Annotated in this window: 15 protein-coding genes; 3 read left to right on the top strand and 12 right to left on the bottom strand. The window is 61.7% G+C overall.

Features of this window, described 5'->3' with window-relative positions:
* Window positions 1-19: 19 nt before the first annotated feature.
* Both ACIROW_RS18000 and ACIROW_RS17995 read left to right on the top strand, forming a co-directional pair.
* The gene (locus ACIROW_RS18000) at window positions 20-1,726 is read left to right on the top strand and encodes an ABC transporter ATP-binding protein (RefSeq protein WP_402277818.1); all 1,707 of its coding nucleotides are present in this window, start codon (window positions 20-22) and stop codon (window positions 1,724-1,726) included.
* A 108-nt stretch (window positions 1,727-1,834) separates the two neighbouring features.
* The gene (locus ACIROW_RS17995; protein WP_402277817.1) at window positions 1,835-2,668 is read left to right on the top strand and encodes a MetQ/NlpA family ABC transporter substrate-binding protein; all 834 of its coding nucleotides are present in this window, start codon (window positions 1,835-1,837) and stop codon (window positions 2,666-2,668) included.
* A 684-nt stretch (window positions 2,669-3,352) separates the two neighbouring features.
* Here the strand turns inward: ACIROW_RS17995 and ACIROW_RS17990 are convergent.
* The 5 genes from ACIROW_RS17990 to ACIROW_RS17970 form a co-directional block, all read right to left on the bottom strand.
* Window positions 3,353-4,219, bottom strand: coding sequence for an ABC transporter permease (locus tag ACIROW_RS17990; RefSeq protein WP_402277816.1), 867 nt, complete (start codon window positions 4,217-4,219; stop codon window positions 3,353-3,355).
* A 236-nt stretch (window positions 4,220-4,455) separates the two neighbouring features.
* Entirely contained in the window at window positions 4,456-4,851 is a 396-nt protein-coding gene (locus ACIROW_RS17985) for a nuclear transport factor 2 family protein (protein WP_402277815.1), read from the bottom strand.
* 124 nt (window positions 4,852-4,975) lie between these two features.
* Window positions 4,976-5,845 carry an ABC transporter ATP-binding protein gene (locus ACIROW_RS17980; RefSeq protein WP_402277814.1) on the bottom strand — a complete coding sequence of 290 codons (870 nt, stop codon included), beginning with the start codon at window positions 5,843-5,845 and terminating at the stop codon, window positions 4,976-4,978.
* Entirely contained in the window at window positions 5,826-6,821 is a 996-nt protein-coding gene (locus tag ACIROW_RS17975) for an ABC transporter substrate-binding protein (RefSeq protein WP_402277813.1), read from the bottom strand. The genes ACIROW_RS17980 and ACIROW_RS17975 overlap by 20 nt, the downstream gene beginning before the upstream one ends.
* Before the next feature lies 1 nt (window position 6,822).
* Window positions 6,823-7,845: an ABC transporter substrate-binding protein gene (locus tag ACIROW_RS17970; RefSeq protein ID WP_402277812.1), complete on the bottom strand. Its 1,023-nt coding sequence runs from the start codon at window positions 7,843-7,845 to the stop codon at window positions 6,823-6,825.
* A gap of 428 nt (window positions 7,846-8,273) precedes the next feature.
* On the opposite strand from ACIROW_RS17970, the gene ACIROW_RS17965 reads away from it, so the two are divergent.
* A complete protein-coding gene (locus tag ACIROW_RS17965) occupies window positions 8,274-10,175 on the top strand; it encodes a potassium transporter Kup (RefSeq protein WP_402277811.1) in 1,902 nt (633 codons plus the stop codon).
* A 22-nt stretch (window positions 10,176-10,197) separates the two neighbouring features.
* Here ACIROW_RS17965 and ACIROW_RS17960 read toward each other — a convergent pair whose 3' ends face one another.
* From ACIROW_RS17960 to rsmB, 7 genes are all read right to left on the bottom strand, one after another.
* Entirely contained in the window at window positions 10,198-11,034 is an 837-nt protein-coding gene (locus tag ACIROW_RS17960) for a DMT family transporter (RefSeq protein ID WP_402277810.1), read from the bottom strand.
* A 94-nt stretch (window positions 11,035-11,128) separates the two neighbouring features.
* Window positions 11,129-11,812: a tRNA (guanine(46)-N(7))-methyltransferase TrmB gene (locus ACIROW_RS17955; protein ID WP_402277809.1), complete on the bottom strand. Its 684-nt coding sequence runs from the start codon at window positions 11,810-11,812 to the stop codon at window positions 11,129-11,131.
* Between the two features lie 158 nt (window positions 11,813-11,970).
* Window positions 11,971-12,228, bottom strand: a complete 258-nt coding sequence (locus ACIROW_RS17950) for a DUF3567 domain-containing protein (RefSeq protein ID WP_016836074.1) — start codon at window positions 12,226-12,228, stop codon at window positions 11,971-11,973.
* A gap of 400 nt (window positions 12,229-12,628) precedes the next feature.
* The gene (locus ACIROW_RS17945) at window positions 12,629-13,366 is read right to left on the bottom strand and encodes a response regulator (RefSeq protein ID WP_402277808.1); all 738 of its coding nucleotides are present in this window, start codon (window positions 13,364-13,366) and stop codon (window positions 12,629-12,631) included.
* 212 nt (window positions 13,367-13,578) lie between these two features.
* The gene (locus tag ACIROW_RS17940) at window positions 13,579-15,867 is read right to left on the bottom strand and encodes an ATP-binding protein (protein WP_402277807.1); all 2,289 of its coding nucleotides are present in this window, start codon (window positions 15,865-15,867) and stop codon (window positions 13,579-13,581) included.
* Window positions 15,864-16,532, bottom strand: a complete 669-nt coding sequence (locus tag ACIROW_RS17935) for a DUF4390 domain-containing protein (protein ID WP_402277806.1) — start codon at window positions 16,530-16,532, stop codon at window positions 15,864-15,866. Before ACIROW_RS17935 ends, ACIROW_RS17940 begins: the two co-directional genes overlap by 4 nt.
* The gene (gene rsmB / locus ACIROW_RS17930; RefSeq protein ID WP_402277805.1) at window positions 16,504-17,838 is read right to left on the bottom strand and encodes a 16S rRNA (cytosine(967)-C(5))-methyltransferase RsmB; all 1,335 of its coding nucleotides are present in this window, start codon (window positions 17,836-17,838) and stop codon (window positions 16,504-16,506) included. The genes ACIROW_RS17935 and rsmB overlap by 29 nt, the downstream gene beginning before the upstream one ends.
* Between the last annotated feature and the right edge of the window lie 67 nt (window positions 17,839-17,905).

Below are 17,905 nucleotides of genomic sequence, written 5' to 3'. Positions count from 1 at the left end.
TCACCACAGAAAGAACCCCATGAGCCAGCTCCTCGACATCCGCAACCTCAACGTGTCCTTCCCCGGCCACGACGCCGTGAAGGATCTCAGCTTCGGCATCGCCGCCGGCGAGACGCTGGCGCTGGTGGGCGAATCCGGTTGCGGCAAGTCGACCACGGCGTTGTCGCTGCTGCGCCTGCTGCCGGCGAGCGCGCAGGTGTCGGGCAACATCGTGTTCGAAGGACGCGACTTGCAGGCGCTGCCGGAGGAAGAGATCTGTGCGCTGCGCGGCAATGCGATTTCGATGATCTTCCAGGAGCCGATGACCTCGCTCAATCCGGTGCTGACCATCGGCCAGCAAGTGGTCGAGGCGATCCGCCTGCATCAACCGCTGTCGCCGCAGGCCGCAAAAGCGCGCGCGATCGAGTTGCTGGAACTGGTGCGCATCCCGGAGCCGCAGCGTCGCTTCAATGACTATCCGCATAATCTCTCCGGCGGTCAGCGCCAGCGCGTGATGATCGCGATGGCGGTGTCCTGCCACCCGCGCTTGCTGGTGGCAGATGAACCGACCACCGCACTGGACGTCACCATCCAGGCGCAGATCCTCGAATTGCTGGGCCAGCTGCGCCGCGACCTGTCGATGGCGGTGCTGCTGATCACGCACGACCTGGCCGTGGTCGAGCAGTGGGCCGACCGCGTCGCCGTCATGTACGGCGGCCGCAAGGTGGAGGAGGCGAGCAGCGCCATCCTGTTCGAGCGTCCGCAACATCCTTACACGCGCGGCCTGCTCGGCGCGTCCTTGCAGATGGAGCAGGACTATCACTACCGCGACGGCCGCCTGCCCGAAATCCGCACCGAACTCGACGCCGGCGAACGCATCTTTACGCTGACCGAACGCGCACATGCGCAGCCGCTGCCGCCGCTCGACCCGGATGCAAAAGCCTTGCTGTCCTTGCAAGATGTCCATACTCATTACCGTTCACGCAACGGCGTGGTGCACGCGGTCAAGGGCGTGTCGTTCGATATCGCCGCCGGTGAATCGGTGGGCCTGGTCGGTGAATCCGGCTGCGGCAAATCGACGCTGTCGAAGACCATCGTGCGCCTGGTCGATGCCAGCGCCGGCAAGATCCTGCTCGACGGCGACGATATCGCCCAGCTCGACGGCGCACGCCTGCGTCCGTATCGCCGCCGCGTACAGATGATTTTCCAGGACCCGTACGCCTCGCTCAATCCGCGCCACACGGTGGCCGAAATCCTTGATGCTGCGCTGGTGATCCATGACGTCAGGGACAAGAGCGAGCGTCGTCGCCGCATCGAGCAGATCGTCGACCTGGTCGGCCTGCCGCAGCGCGCCTTGCGCAGCTATCCGCATCAGTTCTCCGGCGGCCAGCGCCAGCGCATCGGCATCGCGCGTGCACTGGTGCTGAAGCCGGCGCTGGTGATCTGCGACGAGCCGGTATCGGCGCTCGACGTCTCGGTGCAGGCGCAGATCCTGAACCTGCTGGTCGACCTCAAGCGTGAATTCGGCCTATCGTATCTGTTCATCTCGCACGACTTGTCGGTGGTGCGCTACATCGCCGACAAGGTGCTGGTGATGAACGGCGGGCGCATCGTCGAGTCGGGCGATCACAACAGCATCTGGCAGTCGCCGCAGCATGACTACACGCGGTCATTGATTGCCGCCGTGCCTTCTGCCGCCGCGCGCAGGCAGGTGCAGGAAGCGCCACGCGAGTTGCTGATCGCCTGATTGATCGTCTGACTTTTGACGCGATTGGAAAGCGCATATTCAAGCGCCAAAAGATTCGTTTTGTTCGTGGCGGGCGGCAGATAAATTAGCGCTATTTGAGGAAGATTCATGGCGCGATTTTTCACCCGTGTGCTCACGGCTGGTTTTGCCGGTTTATTGTTGGCGAGCGTTGCAACAATTTTTTCCGCGACTGCCGCGGCGCAGGACAAGACCTTGAAAGTCGGCGTCACCAGCGGCCCGCACGCGCAGATTTTTGAAGTGGTCAAGCGCGTCTTCGAGCGCAGCAATCCCGGCTACAAGATCCAGATCGTCGAGTTCAACGACTACATCCAGCCGGATGCCGCGCTCGATGCCGGCGAGCTGGACGCCAACAGTTTCCAGCATCGTCCCTTCCTCAATGCGCAGATCAAGACGCGCGGCTACAAGCTGTTCGGCACCGGGCGCACCTTCATCGGGCCGATGGCGATCTACTCCAAGAAATATCGCAGTCTGAATGACATTCCGGCCGGTGCCAAGATCGGGATTCCGAATGATCCGGCCAACGAGAGTCGGGTCTTGTTGCTGTTGCAGAAGCATGGGGTGATCAAGCTGCGTGCGGGGATCGATCCCTTGACCGGCGTCAATGCGACGCCGATCGATATTGTCGAGAATCCTAAGAAGTGGAGATTTATTGAAATCGATGCGGCGCAGTTGCCGCGCACTTTAGACGATCTGGATGCGTCGGCGGTGAATGCCGACTATGCGGCGAAGGCTGGTTTGCATCCGGTGCGCGACAGTCTGGTCGTGGAGAATGGGGATAGTCCTTATGCTTGCCTGATTGCGGTGCGGGAGAAGGATAAGGATCAGGTTTGGCTGCCCAAGCTGGTGAAGGCTTATCAGTCGGATGAGGTGAAGAAGTTTATTGATGCGGAATTTAAAGGCGGGATTTTGGCGGCTTGGTGATACAGGCGTCGGTTGTTCCTTCGGGCTGGTCGTTTAATAAGTTGTGTGTGTCTTCGGACGACCAAGCCGGGGGCGGCCCGGCAGCCGCTCACTTTTCTTGCTTCGCCAAGAAAAGTAAGCAAAAGAAGGCGACCGCAAGTTCGCAGCCCCTTCGGGGTACCCGGCGTCGTCAGGCACAAATCGGGAGGGGAAACAAACTCGCTGCGCTCAGACAAGTTTCCCCTCTTTATCCGATTTGCACCTGCCGCCACCGGCTGCTCGCAAGCGGGAATTCGAGACTGGCTCGCTGCGCCTCGCCAGGGTAGGGAGGTGGAGTGATGGTCTACGTTCTTCGCTACCTTCACAGACGTGACAATTGCGATGCCGAAGGCGAGCGACCCTTGGCGATGCGCAGCGCGAGCCAGTCTGGCCGGTCCGCTTATGAGTCGCCGTTGGTGACGCGCACAAATCGGAAAAAGAAGGGAAACTTGTCTGAGCGAAGCGAGTTTGTTTCCCTTCCCGATTTGTGCGTGGCATCAACGGGAACCCCGCGCAGCGGGGCGGCGAATCGCGGTCGCCTTCTTTGGCTTACTTTTCTTGGCGAGACAAGAAAAGTGAGTAGCTGCCGGGCTACCCCCGGCGAAGGGTTGATCGAAGAAAGAAAAGACGAGATGAGTTAATACGGTAGTCGGAACAACACAAGACTCACCGCTGCATGCCCCATCGCTTAACAGTCAACCTCTCAATAGTATTAAACCCAAAATTCTCCACCACCAACCCAATCAGAATCACCATCGCCAACCCCGCAAACACCTTGTCGGTATACAGCTCATTGCGGTTCTGAAAGATATACCAGCCGAGTCCACCCTTGCCGCTCGAAGCCCCAAACACCAGCTCCGCAGCAATCAAGGTACGCCACGCAAACGCCCAGCCGATGCGCAATCCGGCAAGGATCGAAGGCAAGGCCGCCGGCACCAGCATGAACAGTACGAACCGCAAGCCGCGCAAACCATAATTGCGCCCCGCCATCCGCAAGGTATCCGACACGCCCAGAAATCCCGCATAGGTATTGAGAGCCAAAGCCCACAACACCGAATGCACCAGCACGAAAATCAGACTGTTCTCGCCGAGTCCGAACCACAGCAAGGCCAGCGGCAACATCGCAATTGCGGGCAGCGGATTGAACATCGACGTCAGCGTGCTCAGCAGATCGCGGCCGAGTTGGGTCGACACCGCCAGCGTGGTCAGCGCGAACGCCAGCGCAATGCCGATCAGGTAGCCCTTGACCAGCACCTTGAGCGAAATCCAGACCTTGCCGATCAGTTCGCCCGTGACGACACCGTCAACAAAAGCGTGCGCAGTCTGCACGAAGCTCGGCAAGAGCAGATCGTTGTCCTGGATGCGCGCGATGATTTCCCAGATCAGCGCCAGCACCAGCAGGATCACTGCCTTGCGCACCCAGCTTTGTTGCCAGATGCGTTGCGGCAATGACAAGGTGCGTTCCAGCGGGACGTCGTCGAGCGGCGTCAGGGCGATTTCGTATTCGTCGCGGATGGGAGGGGAGAGGTGCATGGCGGATTCAACCCTGTCGATTGTCGACTCTTGTTAAAAATTGTCCAACATAACGGAAGTCGAATATGCCGGAAACGAATCATTTCGCACAAACAAATGCGAATTTCGTATATGGCTGCAAGGATGAAAGCGACGGGGAGATAGGCGGGCGTCAATCACCGCCGGCGCCATGCGTGCGCATGGCCGGACCGGCGGGAAGAATGCGCTACAGCAGGACAGGGACGTTGGGCGGAAGCTCAGCTCGGGCGACCGTGGAAAGCCTTGTTGGCGATCTTCCAGCCGTCGGCCGTTTTCAGCAGCACGAAATAATCGGTGAAGGTGACCGGGCCGTGCACCAGCGTGATCTTGGCGCAGGCCGAAAGACCGCCCACGTCGATCCACTCCACGATACGGCGGCGGCTTGCCTCGTCGGCGGCCGGCGTGCCCTTGAAGCGCTCGCAGTAGACTTCCAGCGGCCATGACGTAAATACGCCTTCGCGCATCGATTCGATGTGTGCCGTCGGCAGGAAGGCTTGTCGCATGTGCGCGGCGTCGTCGCGCGCATGGCCGAGGAAATATTGTTCGATGGGGACCAGCACTTCGGCTTGTTCGGCGCTGAAGGTTGGCGAGGGCGATGTTGTGGCTGTGGTCATGGGCGGACTCCTGATTGAAGTCGCCCATGATGCGTGAACGGCGTCGTCGTGTACAGCGCCGTCAGTGATAAGCGGTATATGCGAACCCGCATAGCACTACAAAAACCCTCTGCCTGCCACCCGTCTAGTACGAAAACCGCACGTCCTTGAAATTGACCTGCGCCGGTTCTTCCTGGCCTTCATTGAACAACAGGCGATGGATGCGCCGCGCGGTTTCCTGGAAGCCGACGCCGCCCAGGCTTTGCAGGTCGTACTGGTGGCTGTTGATTTCGGCGCGCACGCGGCCCGGATGCGGCGACAGCAGCAGGATGCGGTTGCCGACGACGAGCGCTTCTTCGATCGAGTGGGTGACGAACAACAGCGTGAAGCGGACTTCTTCCCACAGGATCAGCAGTTCTTCCTGCATCTTGCGGCGCGTCAGCGCGTCGAGCGCAGCGAAGGGTTCGTCCATCAGCAGGATCTTGGGCTGCATGGCCAGGGCGCGGGCGATCGCGACACGCGCCTTCATGCCGCCCGACAGCGTGTGCGGATAGGCGTCGGCGAATTTGCCGAGGCCGACCTTGTCGAGGTAGTGCAGCGCGCGTTCGGCCGCTTCGCGCTTGCCCAGCGTGCGCGAGGCCAGCAGCGGGAACATGACGTTCTGCTTCACCGTCTTCCACGGCGGCAGCTGGTCGAATTCCTGGAACACCACGATGCGGTCCGGACCCGGCTGATGGATTGCCGCGCCGTCCAGGCGGATCTCGCCGGCGGCCGGTTTGAGGAAGCCGGCGACGGCTTTCAGCAGGCTCGACTTGCCGCAGCCTGACGGTCCCAGCAGCACGAATCGATCGGCCGGATAGACGTCGAAACTGACGTCGTGCGTGGCCTGCACCACGGCGGTGGCGCTGCGGTATTGCAGGCCGACACGGTCAACCTGCAGCAGCGGCGTGTGTTCGCCGACGGCGCGCAGGATCGGCGTGTCTGGATTGTGCGGGTCAGCTGCCGGGCTGGGCATAGGCTTCTTCAAAAAAGTAATCTTTCCATGACGCCGCGCGGTTCTTCAGTACGCCGATGTCGTGCAGCTTGTCGGCATAGACGTAGCTGCGTTGCGGCGAGACGGTGAAGTCGATTTCCGGATCTTCGACGATCTTGCGCACGAACTCGGGCGCCAGCTTGGACTTCTGCACGCGGATGAAGGTGTCGGCCGCCTTGGCCTTGTTGGCGCGGATGAATTGCGCCGCTTCGACCAGGGCGTTGTAGAAGGCTTTATAGGTCTTCGGATTGTCGTCGTGGAATTTCTGCGTGGTGTAGAGCACGTTGAAGGTCGCCGGTCCGCCGAGGATGTCGTAGGAGCTGATGATCTTGTGGACGTTCTTGTTTTCCAAAGCCTGGTACTGGAACGGTGGGCTGGAGAAGTGCGTGTTGATCTCCGAGCCGCCGGAGATCAGCGCGACCGTGGCGTCTGGATGCGACAGGCTCACCGAGATATTGTCGAAGCGTTTGTAGTCGGCCTTGCCGAACACGCGTGCGGTTTCGATCTGCAGGGTGCGCGACTGGTAGCCGACGCCGGCGGCCGGCACCGCGATGCGGTCCTTGTCGCTGAGATCCTGCAGCGTTTTCACCTTGGGATTATTGGACAGCAGATAGTTGGGCATGGAGCCGAGCGAGGCGATCGCCTTGACATTCTGGCGTCCGCGCGTGCGGTCCCACAGCGTCAGCATCGGCGGCACGCCGGCCGAGACCACGTCGAGCGCGCCGGCCAGCAACGCCTCGTTCATGGCGGTGGCGCCGGAGATGCTGTTCCATTCGACCTTGATGTCGACGCCTTGCTGCTTGCCGTATTTCTCGATGAGTTTCTGATCCTGTACGACGTCGAGGATCAGGTAGCCGATGCCGAATTGCTGGGCGATGCGGATCTGGCCTTCGGCGTGGGCGCCGACGTTAACACTGAATGCAACAACCGCTGCCGCGATGAGGGAAGTGGCGCGCATCTCAGCTGCCTCCGTTGATGTGGGCGTCGTCGAAGAAGTAATCCTTCACCGAGGCCGGCTTGTTCTTGATGGCGCCGACGCGGTGCATGAATTCGGCCAGCGGATAGGTATTCTGCGGCGCGATCTTGAACTGCACTTCGGGATTCTTGATGATCTTCAGCAGCAGGTTGCGGTCGATCTTGGCGTTGCTGACGCGGATGTAGGTGTCGGCGGCCTTGTCGGGATTGGCGGCGATGAACTTGGCGGCTTCATCGAGCGCATCGAGGAAGGCCTTGTAGGTCTTGGGATTGTCCTTGCGGAATTTCTCGGTGGCGTACAACACCGTGGCCGACGACGGACCGCCCAGCACCTGGTAGGAGTTCAGCACGATGTGCGCCTTGGGATTGCCGGCCAGTTCCTGGTCCTGGAACGGCGGATTACCGAAGTGGGCGCTGATCTCGGTGCCGCCGTTGATGATCGCGGCGGCGGCGTCAGGGTGCGGCACGGCCACGCTGATCTTGTCGAGTTTGTTGTATTGGGCGTCGCCCCATTGCTTGGCCGAGGCCAGTTGCAGCACGCGCGATTGCACCGAGACGCCGACGGCGGGCAGCGCGATACGGTCCTTGTCGGTGAAGTCGGCGATGGTCTTGACGTTGGGGTTGTTGCTCACGAGGTAGTAGGGCAGGTTGCCCAGCGAAGCCACGCCGCGCACGTTCTGGCGACCGTGGGTGCGGTCCCAGATGGTCAGCAGCGGGCCGACGCCGGCGCCGGCGATGTCGATCGCGCCGGACAGCAGCGCGTCGTTGACGGCCGAGCCGCCCGACAGCTTGACCCAGTCGACCTTGATGTCGACGCCCTGGGCCTTGCCGTGCTTTTCGATCAGTTTCTGGTCCTGGGCGATATTCAGCAATAAATAGACGACGCCGAATTGTTCGGCAATACGTAGCTGCAGCTGGCCTTCGGCGCGTGCGGGGGCGGTGGCGGCGAGGCCGGCGGTCAGCAGGCCGAGGCTCAGCGCGGCGGAGAGAAGTCGTTTGGCAAACATGGATGCTCCGGTAAAAGCGGGGACCTCGTTCTGATGGAAGAGGGCTTAAGAACAAACATGGGTGGAAATGGCTGTTCTTTATGAGCTAGGAGTATATAAAGACGTTCGCAGAATGAAAAACGCGTTTATCGCATATCTTTATGCGGTTTTCGCTGCATTTTGGGAGCCATAGCCGCGACTTGCGTTTTTTGGCGAAATTCGCGGCGCGCCTCCGGGCCGCGATGCTCGCCGGCGCGCCGATGTCAAGGCCGCAGCACCGGGTAGATGCCTTTGCGCAACGCAGCATCCCGGCAGGGGGATAGTGCGATAAAGTACGCGCTATCCGGTTTCACCGGCGTAACGCGCATTCAAAGCTGCAGGTCAGCACGACGAAAAAACGACGACAAGCTCGCTGCAGACATGAGCATCAAATCAAATACGGGAAAACAATGAGTTCAACTCAGGTCAGACCAAATTATTCCTTCCGGTCGCAAAAACTCCACATCATCACCCTGGCAGCCCTCGGCGTCGTGTTCGGCGACATCGGCACCAGTCCGCTGTACGCGCTGAAAGAATGCTTCAGCCCCGAGCATGGCATCGCGTTTTCGCCCGACGCCGTGTTGGGCATCATCTCCATGCTGTTCTGGTCGATCACGATCGTGGTCTCACTCAAGTATGTGCTGTTCGTCATGCGCGCCGACAACAACGGCGAAGGCGGTGTGCTGGCGCTCATGGCGCTGTCGCTGCGCACGGCCGTGAACGGCTCGCCGCGCGCCAAGCTGCTGATGATGCTGGGCGTGTTCGGCGCCTGCATGTTCTATGGCGACGTGGTGATCACGCCGGCCATTTCGGTGCTGTCGGCGGTGGAAGGCATGGACATCGCGGTGCCGGGTACCTCCCACTACGTGATCCCGCTGACGCTGGTGATCCTGACCGGCCTGTTCCTGATCCAGCGCCACGGCACCAACCTGGTGGGCAAGCTGTTCGGGCCGATCATGTTTCTGTGGTTCATTTCGCTGGGCGCACTGGGCCTGTATCACATCCTCAAGGCACCGGACATCCTGGTGGCGATCAATCCGTATTACGCCGTGCATTTCATGATCGAGCATTCGCTGCAGGCCTTCATCGTGCTCGGCTCGGTGGTGCTGGTGCTGACCGGCGCCGAAGCGCTGTACGCCGACATGGGCCACTTCGGCATCCGGCCGATCCGCTTCGCGTGGTTGTACACCGTGATGCCTTGCCTGGTGATCAACTACTTCGGCCAGGGCGCCAACCTGCTGGCCAATCCGGAGGCAATCAAGAATCCGTTCTACCTGATGGTGCCGGACATGCTGCTGGTGCCGATGGTGGTACTGGCTACGTTCGCCACGGTGATTGCGTCGCAGGCAGTGATCTCGGGTGCGTTCTCGCTGACCAGCCAGGCCATCCTGCTGGGCTTCGTACCGCGCATGCGCATCCTGCATACCTCGGAAGACGAGCGCGGCCAGATCTATATTCCGCTGATCAACTGGATGCTGCTGGTGCTGGTGGTGGCAGTGGTGCTGGCGTTCAAGAAATCGGACAACCTGGCGGCGGCTTATGGCGTTGCCGTGACGACCACGATGGTGATTACCACGATGCTGGCGGGGGTGGTCATGCGCGCCGAATGGAAATGGCATCCGGTGCTGGTGACGCTGGTAATCGGCGCTTTCATCACGGTCGACCTGGCGTTCTTCACGGCTAACCTGCTGAAGATCGCCGACGGCGGCTGGTTCCCGCTGCTGCTCGGCGGCGCGGCGTTCTTCCTGCTGATGACCTGGTACTCGGGCCGCATGCTGCTGCGCATGCGCATCAAGGATGATGGCATTCCGCTGGAGCCTTTCGTCGAAGGCTTGCTGGCGCATCCGCCGCACCGCGTCGGCGGCACCGCAGTCTTCATGACCGGCAACATCAACACCGTGCCGGTGGCGCTGCTGCATAACCTCAAGCACAACCGCATCCTGCACGAGCGCGTGTTCTTCCTGAAGATCAGCATCTGGGACGTGCCTTACGTCTCCAACGAAGAACGCCTGACGCTCAAGGACCTGGGCGGCAATGTCTACCTGTTGCGCGCGGCTTTCGGCTTCAAGGAAGCGCCGGAAGTGAACAAGGTGCTGGACCTGACGTCTTCGCAATTCGGCATCGAGTTCGAACTGATGGACACGTCCTTCTTCCTGGCGCGCGATACGGTGGTGCCGAGCAAGTTGCTGGGCATGTCGCTGTGGCGCGAACAGCTGTTTGCGTGGATGTACCAGAACGGCGCCAAGCCGTCGGACTTCTTCCACATCCCGGCCAACCGCGTGGTGGAGCTGGGCACCAAAGTCGAGATCTAGTCGTCCTTGAAAACCGCTTGGGCTATCTGTGCCAACCCAGCACGATAGCGCCGAGCGTGATGACGATGCAGGCCAGGATGCGCCGCATCGTCAGTTTCTCTCCCAGGAACAGCGTGCCGATCAGGGCCGCGAACAGCACTGAGGTTTCGCGCAAGGCGGATACCGTTCCCATGGGCGCCAGCGTCACGGCCCAGATCACAATCCCGTAAGCCACCAAAGACATCACGCCGCCCGCCAGGCTGAGCCAGTTCTGTTTGCGCTCGGCGGCCATCGGCAGGCGCCGGTGCATCCACATGAAGATCAGCGCCAGCGGGAAACTGTCGAGCACGAACAGCCAGCCTGAATACGCCAAGGCGTTGCCGGCCGCGCGTGCGCCGATGCCGTCGGTGACGGTGTAGGCGGCGATGAAGGCGCCGGTGGTGAAGGCTGCGATCGGGCCGGACAGATTGTGGCGGTCCTTGATATTGGCCAGGCTGATGATGCCGATCGACACCAGCGCCACGCCCAGCCAAGTGTAGATGCTCATCTGTTCGCCGACGAAGATTGCCGCGCCGATCGACACCAGCATCGGCGACGAGCCGCGCGCAATCGGATAGGACTGGCTGAAATCGCCGATGCGATAAGCGCGGATCAGGAACAGGTTGTAGCCGGTGTGCAGGATCGCCGAGAGGATGATGTAGGGCCACGCGCCCGCATGCGGCAGCGGCGTGAACAGCACCAGCGGAATCGCGCCGATGCCGGCACCGATGGTCATGATGGTCAGCGAGGCGAGGCGGTCGCCGCTGCTTTTCAGCAAGGCATTCCAGGAAGCATGCAACAGGGCGGCGCAGAGCACCAGGGCGACGACGGCGAGGCTCATGCGGGCAGTCCGATGGGGTGGGTCATGAAGAAGGGTGCCGTAATCGGGGCGGCAAAAAAGGCCCTATGATACTGCGCCGAGCGCAAACCCGCCCTCAGCGGGAATGACTTTGCTGCGCAGGCAGTTCGGTGCGGCAGCGCCACAAGGCATGTCCCGAGGCGAGGTACTTGCGCTCGAACGGCGTGATCGGCGCGTCGGTGGTATAGGCTTCGCAGGCAGTCGTGTGCCCACTTACCTGCGTCAAGGCGGCAGCGAATTCTTCCACGTAAATCCGCCAGTTGCTGCGGCATTCGATGACGCCGCCCAGTGCAACGATGCTCGAGAACACCGCGTGGCCATGCCAGCGCCGCGCCAGGTGGCCGATCTTGGGCCAGGGATTGGGGTACAGCAGGTAGTGGCGCGCCGGGAAGATTTTTGCTTCCAGCAGCAGCCGCCAGTAGTCGACCAGGTCGGCGCGGATGAAGCACAGGTTGTCCGGCTGTGGCCCGTCCCATTGCGTATTGCGCCCGAGGCGATCTTCCGACTGGTCGATGCCGATGACGAAGTGATCGGGGTATTGCACCGCCAGGTTCAGCGTCGACAGGCCGACACCGCAGCCGGTGTCGAGGATCAGGGGGACGCCGCCGGCAGCATGCCAGGCGGCGATGCTCTCCTCGAATGCGCGTCGGTTGTAGTCGGTCACCGGCTTGCGGAACGGCGCGGTGGCATGGCGCGTCAGCAGCGCCGACAAGTGCTCGTGGACGCCGGTCTGGCTGCTGGTGATGGGCAAGGAATTCATTGAGGCGGATTTCAGGCGGAAGGATGCCGCGGCACGCGCCGCAAGCCTGAAATTATAAAGGGAGAAGCTATAGGAGGAAGCAAGGCCCCGACCGCGCCGTGTGCGGACCCGGGCAAACCGCAACGCTGCCGTCGCCGGCAGGTCGCAGCGTGGTTGGTTCAGTGCAGCGTCATCGGGTGACGCATCATCAAGTCGTACTTGCTGAGGAAGGTGTCGATGTCTTCCATCGACGGTTCCGTCGCGATCAGGTCCTGTACGTCCTTGCGGAACAGTTCGGCGGCGGGGCCGTCGATGTAGATCTCGCGCTGGCCGGATTTGTCCATGATTTCATAGCCGCCGAAACGCAGGGCTTCGTGGTCGCGGTCGGCACCGAATTCAACGACGCTGTATTGCTCACTGTTGTAGATCAGGTTCATAGTGGCTCCTTGTGCAAATGCTTAAGCTTTGGAAAGGAAGTGGCGTCATATCGGGGTATTTCAAGAGTCGCCCCAAGGCGGCCCTGGACGGTTTCGCTGTTGCGTTTCCCCTGCATATGGTTACGGCGCAATCAGCGATAACTTTTGCCCGAATGACAAAATGACATGAAGAACGGGCGAGCTTGCAGGGCGAAAGCGACCGGCCCTACAGGAATGGATGGAATGGACGCGAGAAGGTTCCTCAGAGGCAAGAGCAAGCCTGCCGGCAATCAGGCCGGGCGCGGAGGCGGCAGTAAAACTACGGTAAGGGACGGCAAGCGGGGAAACAGAGCCGGCAGGAAAGTATCGGCGAAACTGTAGGTGGACGTCCGACGGCATTGCGCCGTCGGTCGCAGATTGCTTACACGTGTTTCTTGGACAGTTTGCCCGGCTCGACGCCGAGTTGCTTGAGCTTGCGGTACAGGTGCGTGCGTTCCAGGCCGGTGCGCTCGGCCACGCGCGTCATGCTGCCGTTTTCGCGCACCAGGTGGTATTCGAAATAGGCGCGCTCGAAGGCGTCGCGCGCTTCGCGCAGCGGCAGGTCGAAGGAGATATTGGAGGCATTGTCGACGATCGGCGCGTAGGCCGGCGCGGCAGTCAGGCCGTGGCCATGATGCAGCGTGTCGGCTGCGCTGGGCGGCGCATAGGACGACAGCGGGCTGGCGTGATGATCGATGCTGTCGGCGCTGGCGGCGACGGTGGGTCGGATGTACGACACCGGACGCGCTGGTTCGCGGCTGTGCGACAAGCCTTGCTGGACTGCCTTGAGCAGTTTTTGCAGGGCAATCGGTTTTTCGAGGAAATTGAGGGCGCCGATGCGGGTGGCTTCGACCGCCGTGTCGATGGTGGCGTGGCCGGACATCATGATCACGGGCATGGTCAGCAAACCGTCACGCTGCCATTCCTTCAACAGCGTGACGCCGTCGGTGTCGGGCATCCAGATATCCAGCAGCACCAGATCGGGAACGCTGCCCGCTCTCAATTCGCGCGCTTGTTGCGCGTTCTCGGCGGTTGCTACGACATGTCCTTCATCGCCCAAAATTTCCGAGAGCAACTCGCGGATACCCATTTCGTCATCGACGACCAGGATGTTAGCCATGTGCCTGCTTTCCTCACTAGATATTTTTTGAGATTTTCCGTGCAACCGCTGAACTCTTTACAGCACTGCTGCAAAAATCAATCTGGCTGGGTGTATGACTGGACAGTACATGAAGTACGGCACGCAGACACACAATAACGCCGGGCTAATTCCGCAACCTTACTTGGTAAAGACCCATGTATCAACGGCAGCAATGAGAAAAATCTTAATCCTTATGCATCGGACGCTAACTTTAACAGCAAAATCAGTATTTTTGCGCCTCTTGTATCGCTACGATTTTGGATATCGATACGGCCTCCATGTTCGTCGACGATTTTCTTGACCATTGCCAAGCCCAAACCCGTACCTTTAGGTTTGGATGTTACATAAGGTTCGAACGCGCTGGCCAAGATTTTCTGGCTAAAGCCCGGGCCATTGTCGGTAATCGACAGCCGAACCGCGCTGCGCGCGGCGCCGTCGGAGCCCTGGTACTTGACCAGCTCGGTGACCACGTCAATGTGCGGCGCAATGTCGCCGTTCTCGGCGACCGCGTCCTGGGCGTTCTGCAGCAGGTTGTGGATGACCTGGCGCAGCTGGGTGGCGTCGCCCATCACCTTTGGCAGGTCCGGCGCCAGGCGTGCATGGATGGTGTCGCGGCCGTCGCCGGCGAGGTAGAGGTGCAGGATTTCCTCGGTCAGCGCATTGAGGTCGAGCGCGGACGGCTTGGCCGGCGGCGTCTTGGCGTATTCGCGGAAGTCGTCGACCATGCGCTTCATGGCGCTGACCTGGTTGACGATGGTGGTGGTGCTCTTGTCGAGGATGGCGGCATCCGCCGGCAGCAGCTTGTCGGCCAGGCGCATCTGCAGGCGCTCGGCCGACAGCTGGATCGGCGTGAGCGGATTCTTGATTTCATGCGCCAGGCGCCGCGCCACCTCGCCCCAGGCGATCGAGCGTTGCGCCGAGATGACCTTGCTGATGTCGTCGAACACCACGACGTAGCCGACGCCGCTTTGCACCGGCAGGTGCGAACCGCGCGCCAGCAGGATGGTCTTGCTGCCGTCCTTGCTGCTTTCGGTGTTGTCGCCGGCGTTGCCGGCGCCATTGCTGTTGCTGCCGCGGTGCGGCAGCTCGATCTGCTGTTGCCAGTGCAGGCCGTCTTCGGCGCTGTCGGCGAGGTGGGCGCGCTGCTCCGAGAAGGCCTTGATGATGGCTTCGGCAAACAGCGCCTGGCCGTCGATGGTGTGCAGCGGCGTGCCGGTGCTGCCGCTGAAATCGTAACCGAGGATGCGGCGCACCGAGTCGTTGACGCTGACGATGCTGAACTCGCTGTCGAGCACCATCACGCCGGCGGACATGTTGGCCAGCACGGACTCCAGGTAGGCCTTGGCGTTTTCCAGCTCGGCGCGGTTCTTTTCGACCGAGGTGCGTGCTTCCAGCAATTGCCGCGTCATGGTGTTGAACGACTGCGTCAGTGTGCCGAGTTCGTCGGAAGTGCTGACGATGGGGCGCGGCGAGAGGTTGCCTTCGGCCACCGCCTTGGTGCCTTCGGCCAGCAGCAGCAGCGGCTTGGCCAGGTCGCTGGCGATCAGGAAGGCGCTGGCGATGGCGCCGAAGATGGCCAGCAGCAGCGTCAGCGTGAGCGTGACGATATAGATCTTGCGCAGCCCCGAGCGCGCCACCGAGCGCTGCTGGTATTCGCTGTAAGCCAATCGCAAGGTTTCGGCGTTGGTCGCGAGGTAGTCCGGCACCGGCTGCAGGATCTGCAGGAAGCGGTTGTCATTTTGCAGGCCCATGGCCTTGGACGAGGCCGGCACCGCAATGACCACGTGCAGGCGCAGGTTACCGTCAGCGTCGGACTCGCCGTTGAGCGGACGCGAGTCGTCGCTTTCCACCACCGAGAAGCCGCGCGAGAGGCGCGCCTGGCGCATCATCGCCGAGGTCGGCAGGATGGGCGTGAGCACGCCGATACGGCCGCCCACGGCAGCCAGCACCTGGCCGTTGGCGTTGACCACGGTGATTTCCATGCTCTGGTCGCGTTGGCGCGACAGGTAGGTGACCTGTTCCGACTCCGACATGTCGGACAGTTCCTGCGCCATCGAACGCCCGCGCGCAGCAAGCTCGGTCAGGGAAGAGTCGAGCGCATTGCGGCCGAGGTTGAGGCCGGACTCCAGCGCGGCTTCCATGCGGACGTCGAACCAGGATTCGATCGAGCGCGACACGAACTGCACCGACACCAGATAGATGACCGCCCCCGGCAAAATCCCGATCAGCGCAAACAGCATCACCAGCCGCGCCAGCAACTTGGAGCCGAACTTGCCTCGCCGGTAGCGCTTGTAGAGCCGCGTCAACAGCAGGATCACCAGCAGCAGCAGGGCCACCGCGGCGAGCGCGTTGAGGCCCAGCAGCCACGGGTAGTGTTGGTCGAACAGGGCGGAGTTTTCAGAGGCGGAGGCCAGCAGGAACAGCAGGATGCTGATGACGCCGCCGCCCACCACCAGCAAATAGCGCAAGGTACGGGTCATTCGACTTTGAAGGTGAATTCTCGCCAGTCGGAGGAAAGCCGCCAGTCGCTATTGTTGAGCGCGTTGATCTGGAACGGTTTGGGCAATTGCGCGACATCCAGGCGCATGCGCAGGCCGACATTGTAGATATCGCCGGACTTGAGCGTGTTCTTGTCGGCGATGTTCCAGCGCGGCGGCCGGCGGATCAGCGACATGGCGTCTTCCAGCGAGGCAAAACTCTGTTGCAGCTGGCCGCTGGTGGATGCATGGTATTGCCGCGTCAGCACGTTATACGAAATGCGCACCGTGCGCGACACCGAGATGGAGACCTCGTCGAACCAGTACCAACGTCGCCGCGTGAGCTGGACGTCGGTGGTGAAATACAGCGGCACCCCGCGCACCAGGGCGTCTTCCAGGCTGCGGTTAAGTTCGAAGGCGTACGATGCCGACAAGCGGTAGCCGTCGTCGGTGGCTTCCAGCCTGGCTTGGGTGATGTCGATTTCCGCAGCCTGGACACCGGCCTGGCAGAACAGCAATACCAGCGCCAGCAGCACGCGCTGCAGCCATCGGGACGGATGTAAGGATGCGGCCGGGGCCGCCGGTGGAAGTTGGCGGAATGACGGCAGATGCGTGGAAATAAGAGCCGATTGCGTCAATTCAAGGTCCAGTTTTTTGAAACAGCGCATAGAACAGGCCGTCATGGTCGGTTTCTGCACTGGCGGTCGGCAGCAATTGACCTGGAGCTGGCAGTCGGACGGCGCGCGGGCCGGCATCATCTTCGTTACCCTGGTGGCGTCGGGCGAACGCAGCCGCTTGTTCTTCCGATTCCTGGGGCCACAACGAGCATGTCACCAGCAACAATTTACCACCCGGCTTTAGCATCTGCCAAAGATTGTCGAGTATTTGGGCGGAAAGTGTTGTGAGTTGCGCCGTGTCGGTTTTGCGGCGCAGCCAGCGAATATCGGGGTGGCGGCGCACGATTCCCGAGGCCGTACAAGGAACATCGGCGAGGATTCGGTCGAATTGCTTGCCATCCCACCAATCATCGCCGTTGCGGGCATCGCCGGCCTGCAAGTGGGCCTTGAGTTGCAGGCGCTGCAGGTTTTCCTCGATCCGGCGCAGGCGTTTGGGATCATGGTCCAGCGCGATCAGATCAAGTTCGGCGCATTCCAGCAGATGGCCGGTTTTGCCGCCGGGCGCCGCGCAGGCGTCCAGCACGCGCATGCCGTCGTGCACGTCCAGCAGCGGCGCCGCCATTTGCGCAGCGGCGTCCTGCACTGACGCCAGGCCGTCGGCAAAGCCGGGGATCTGGCTTACCGGCAGCGGCTTGTCGAGCCGCACGGCGTCAGCACCGACCTGGCGTGCACCGATGCCGTTGAGGGCCAGCAGATGCAGGTAATCGGGGACGTTCGACTTGCGGCGGTTCACGCGCAGTGTCAGTGGCGGCGCGACGTTGCCGGCGCGCAGGATGTCTTGCCACTGAGCCGGATAGGCGCCCTTGAGGCGGTCGACCCACCAGGTCGGATAATTCCAGGCGCCGGGCGGCGTCTTTTCCACCTGCGGCAGCAGCGCCGCGCGCTCGCGCAGGAAGCGTCGCAGGATCGCATTGACCACGCCCTTGGCATGGCTCATTTCGGCGTCGGCGGCAGCGGCTTCGACGGCCTGATTGACCACGGTGAAGGCGTCGTAGGCCGGATTCTCTTCGTCCAGCAGCAGGCTCAATGCACAGGTCAGCAGGCCGTACAGTATTTCCGGTTGCGGCGGCTTGTCGGCGAGCAAGGCCAGTACGCCGTCGGCCATGCCGAGCCGGCGCATCGACAGGTAGGACAGGTCCTGAATCGCGCCGCGCGCCTGCGGCGTCATGTCGGACCGGGCGAACTGGCGCGCCAGGGCTTGCGGCAGCGCGGTGCCTGCGCGCACGTCGACGATGGCGCGCGCAGCGCCGTGCAGGCCATGGGCCAGGGAATCGATTTTCAGGGAAAGGTGGTTCACATTATTGCTTGCTAAGGGCCGGTTTGACGCCGAGGCCGATGAAGGCGCCGCCGATCACGCGTTCCAG

The organism is Herbaspirillum sp. NPDC101397 (assembly GCF_044767325.1).
Classification (GTDB): domain Bacteria; phylum Pseudomonadota; class Gammaproteobacteria; order Burkholderiales; family Burkholderiaceae_D; genus Herbaspirillum.
Note: the sequence above shows the minus strand (reverse complement) of the source record. Positions and strands in the feature narration are given on the sequence as shown.

Bases quoted from the DNA above. Each gene is read 5' to 3' on its own strand.
- ACIROW_RS18000 (WP_402277818.1), top strand. From the start codon at position 20: ATGAGCCAGCTCCTCGACATCCGCAACCTCAACGTGTCCTTCCCCGGC.
- ACIROW_RS17995 (WP_402277817.1), top strand. From the start codon at position 1,835: ATGGCGCGATTTTTCACCCGTGTGCTCACGGCTGGTTTTGCCGGTTTA.
- ACIROW_RS17990 (WP_402277816.1), bottom strand. From the start codon at position 4,219: ATGCACCTCTCCCCTCCCATCCGCGACGAATACGAAATCGCCCTGACG.
- ACIROW_RS17985 (WP_402277815.1), bottom strand. From the start codon at position 4,851: ATGACCACAGCCACAACATCGCCCTCGCCAACCTTCAGCGCCGAACAA.
- ACIROW_RS17980 (WP_402277814.1), bottom strand. From the start codon at position 5,845: ATGCCCAGCCCGGCAGCTGACCCGCACAATCCAGACACGCCGATCCTG.
- ACIROW_RS17975 (WP_402277813.1), bottom strand. From the start codon at position 6,821: ATGCGCGCCACTTCCCTCATCGCGGCAGCGGTTGTTGCATTCAGTGTT.
- ACIROW_RS17970 (WP_402277812.1), bottom strand. From the start codon at position 7,845: ATGTTTGCCAAACGACTTCTCTCCGCCGCGCTGAGCCTCGGCCTGCTG.
- ACIROW_RS17965 (WP_402277811.1), top strand. From the start codon at position 8,274: ATGAGTTCAACTCAGGTCAGACCAAATTATTCCTTCCGGTCGCAAAAA.
- ACIROW_RS17960 (WP_402277810.1), bottom strand. From the start codon at position 11,034: ATGAGCCTCGCCGTCGTCGCCCTGGTGCTCTGCGCCGCCCTGTTGCAT.
- ACIROW_RS17955 (WP_402277809.1), bottom strand. From the start codon at position 11,812: ATGAATTCCTTGCCCATCACCAGCAGCCAGACCGGCGTCCACGAGCAC.
- ACIROW_RS17950 (WP_016836074.1), bottom strand. From the start codon at position 12,228: ATGAACCTGATCTACAACAGTGAGCAATACAGCGTCGTTGAATTCGGT.
- ACIROW_RS17945 (WP_402277808.1), bottom strand. From the start codon at position 13,366: ATGGCTAACATCCTGGTCGTCGATGACGAAATGGGTATCCGCGAGTTG.
- ACIROW_RS17940 (WP_402277807.1), bottom strand. From the start codon at position 15,867: ATGACCCGTACCTTGCGCTATTTGCTGGTGGTGGGCGGCGGCGTCATC.
- ACIROW_RS17935 (WP_402277806.1), bottom strand. From the start codon at position 16,532: ATGCGCTGTTTCAAAAAACTGGACCTTGAATTGACGCAATCGGCTCTT.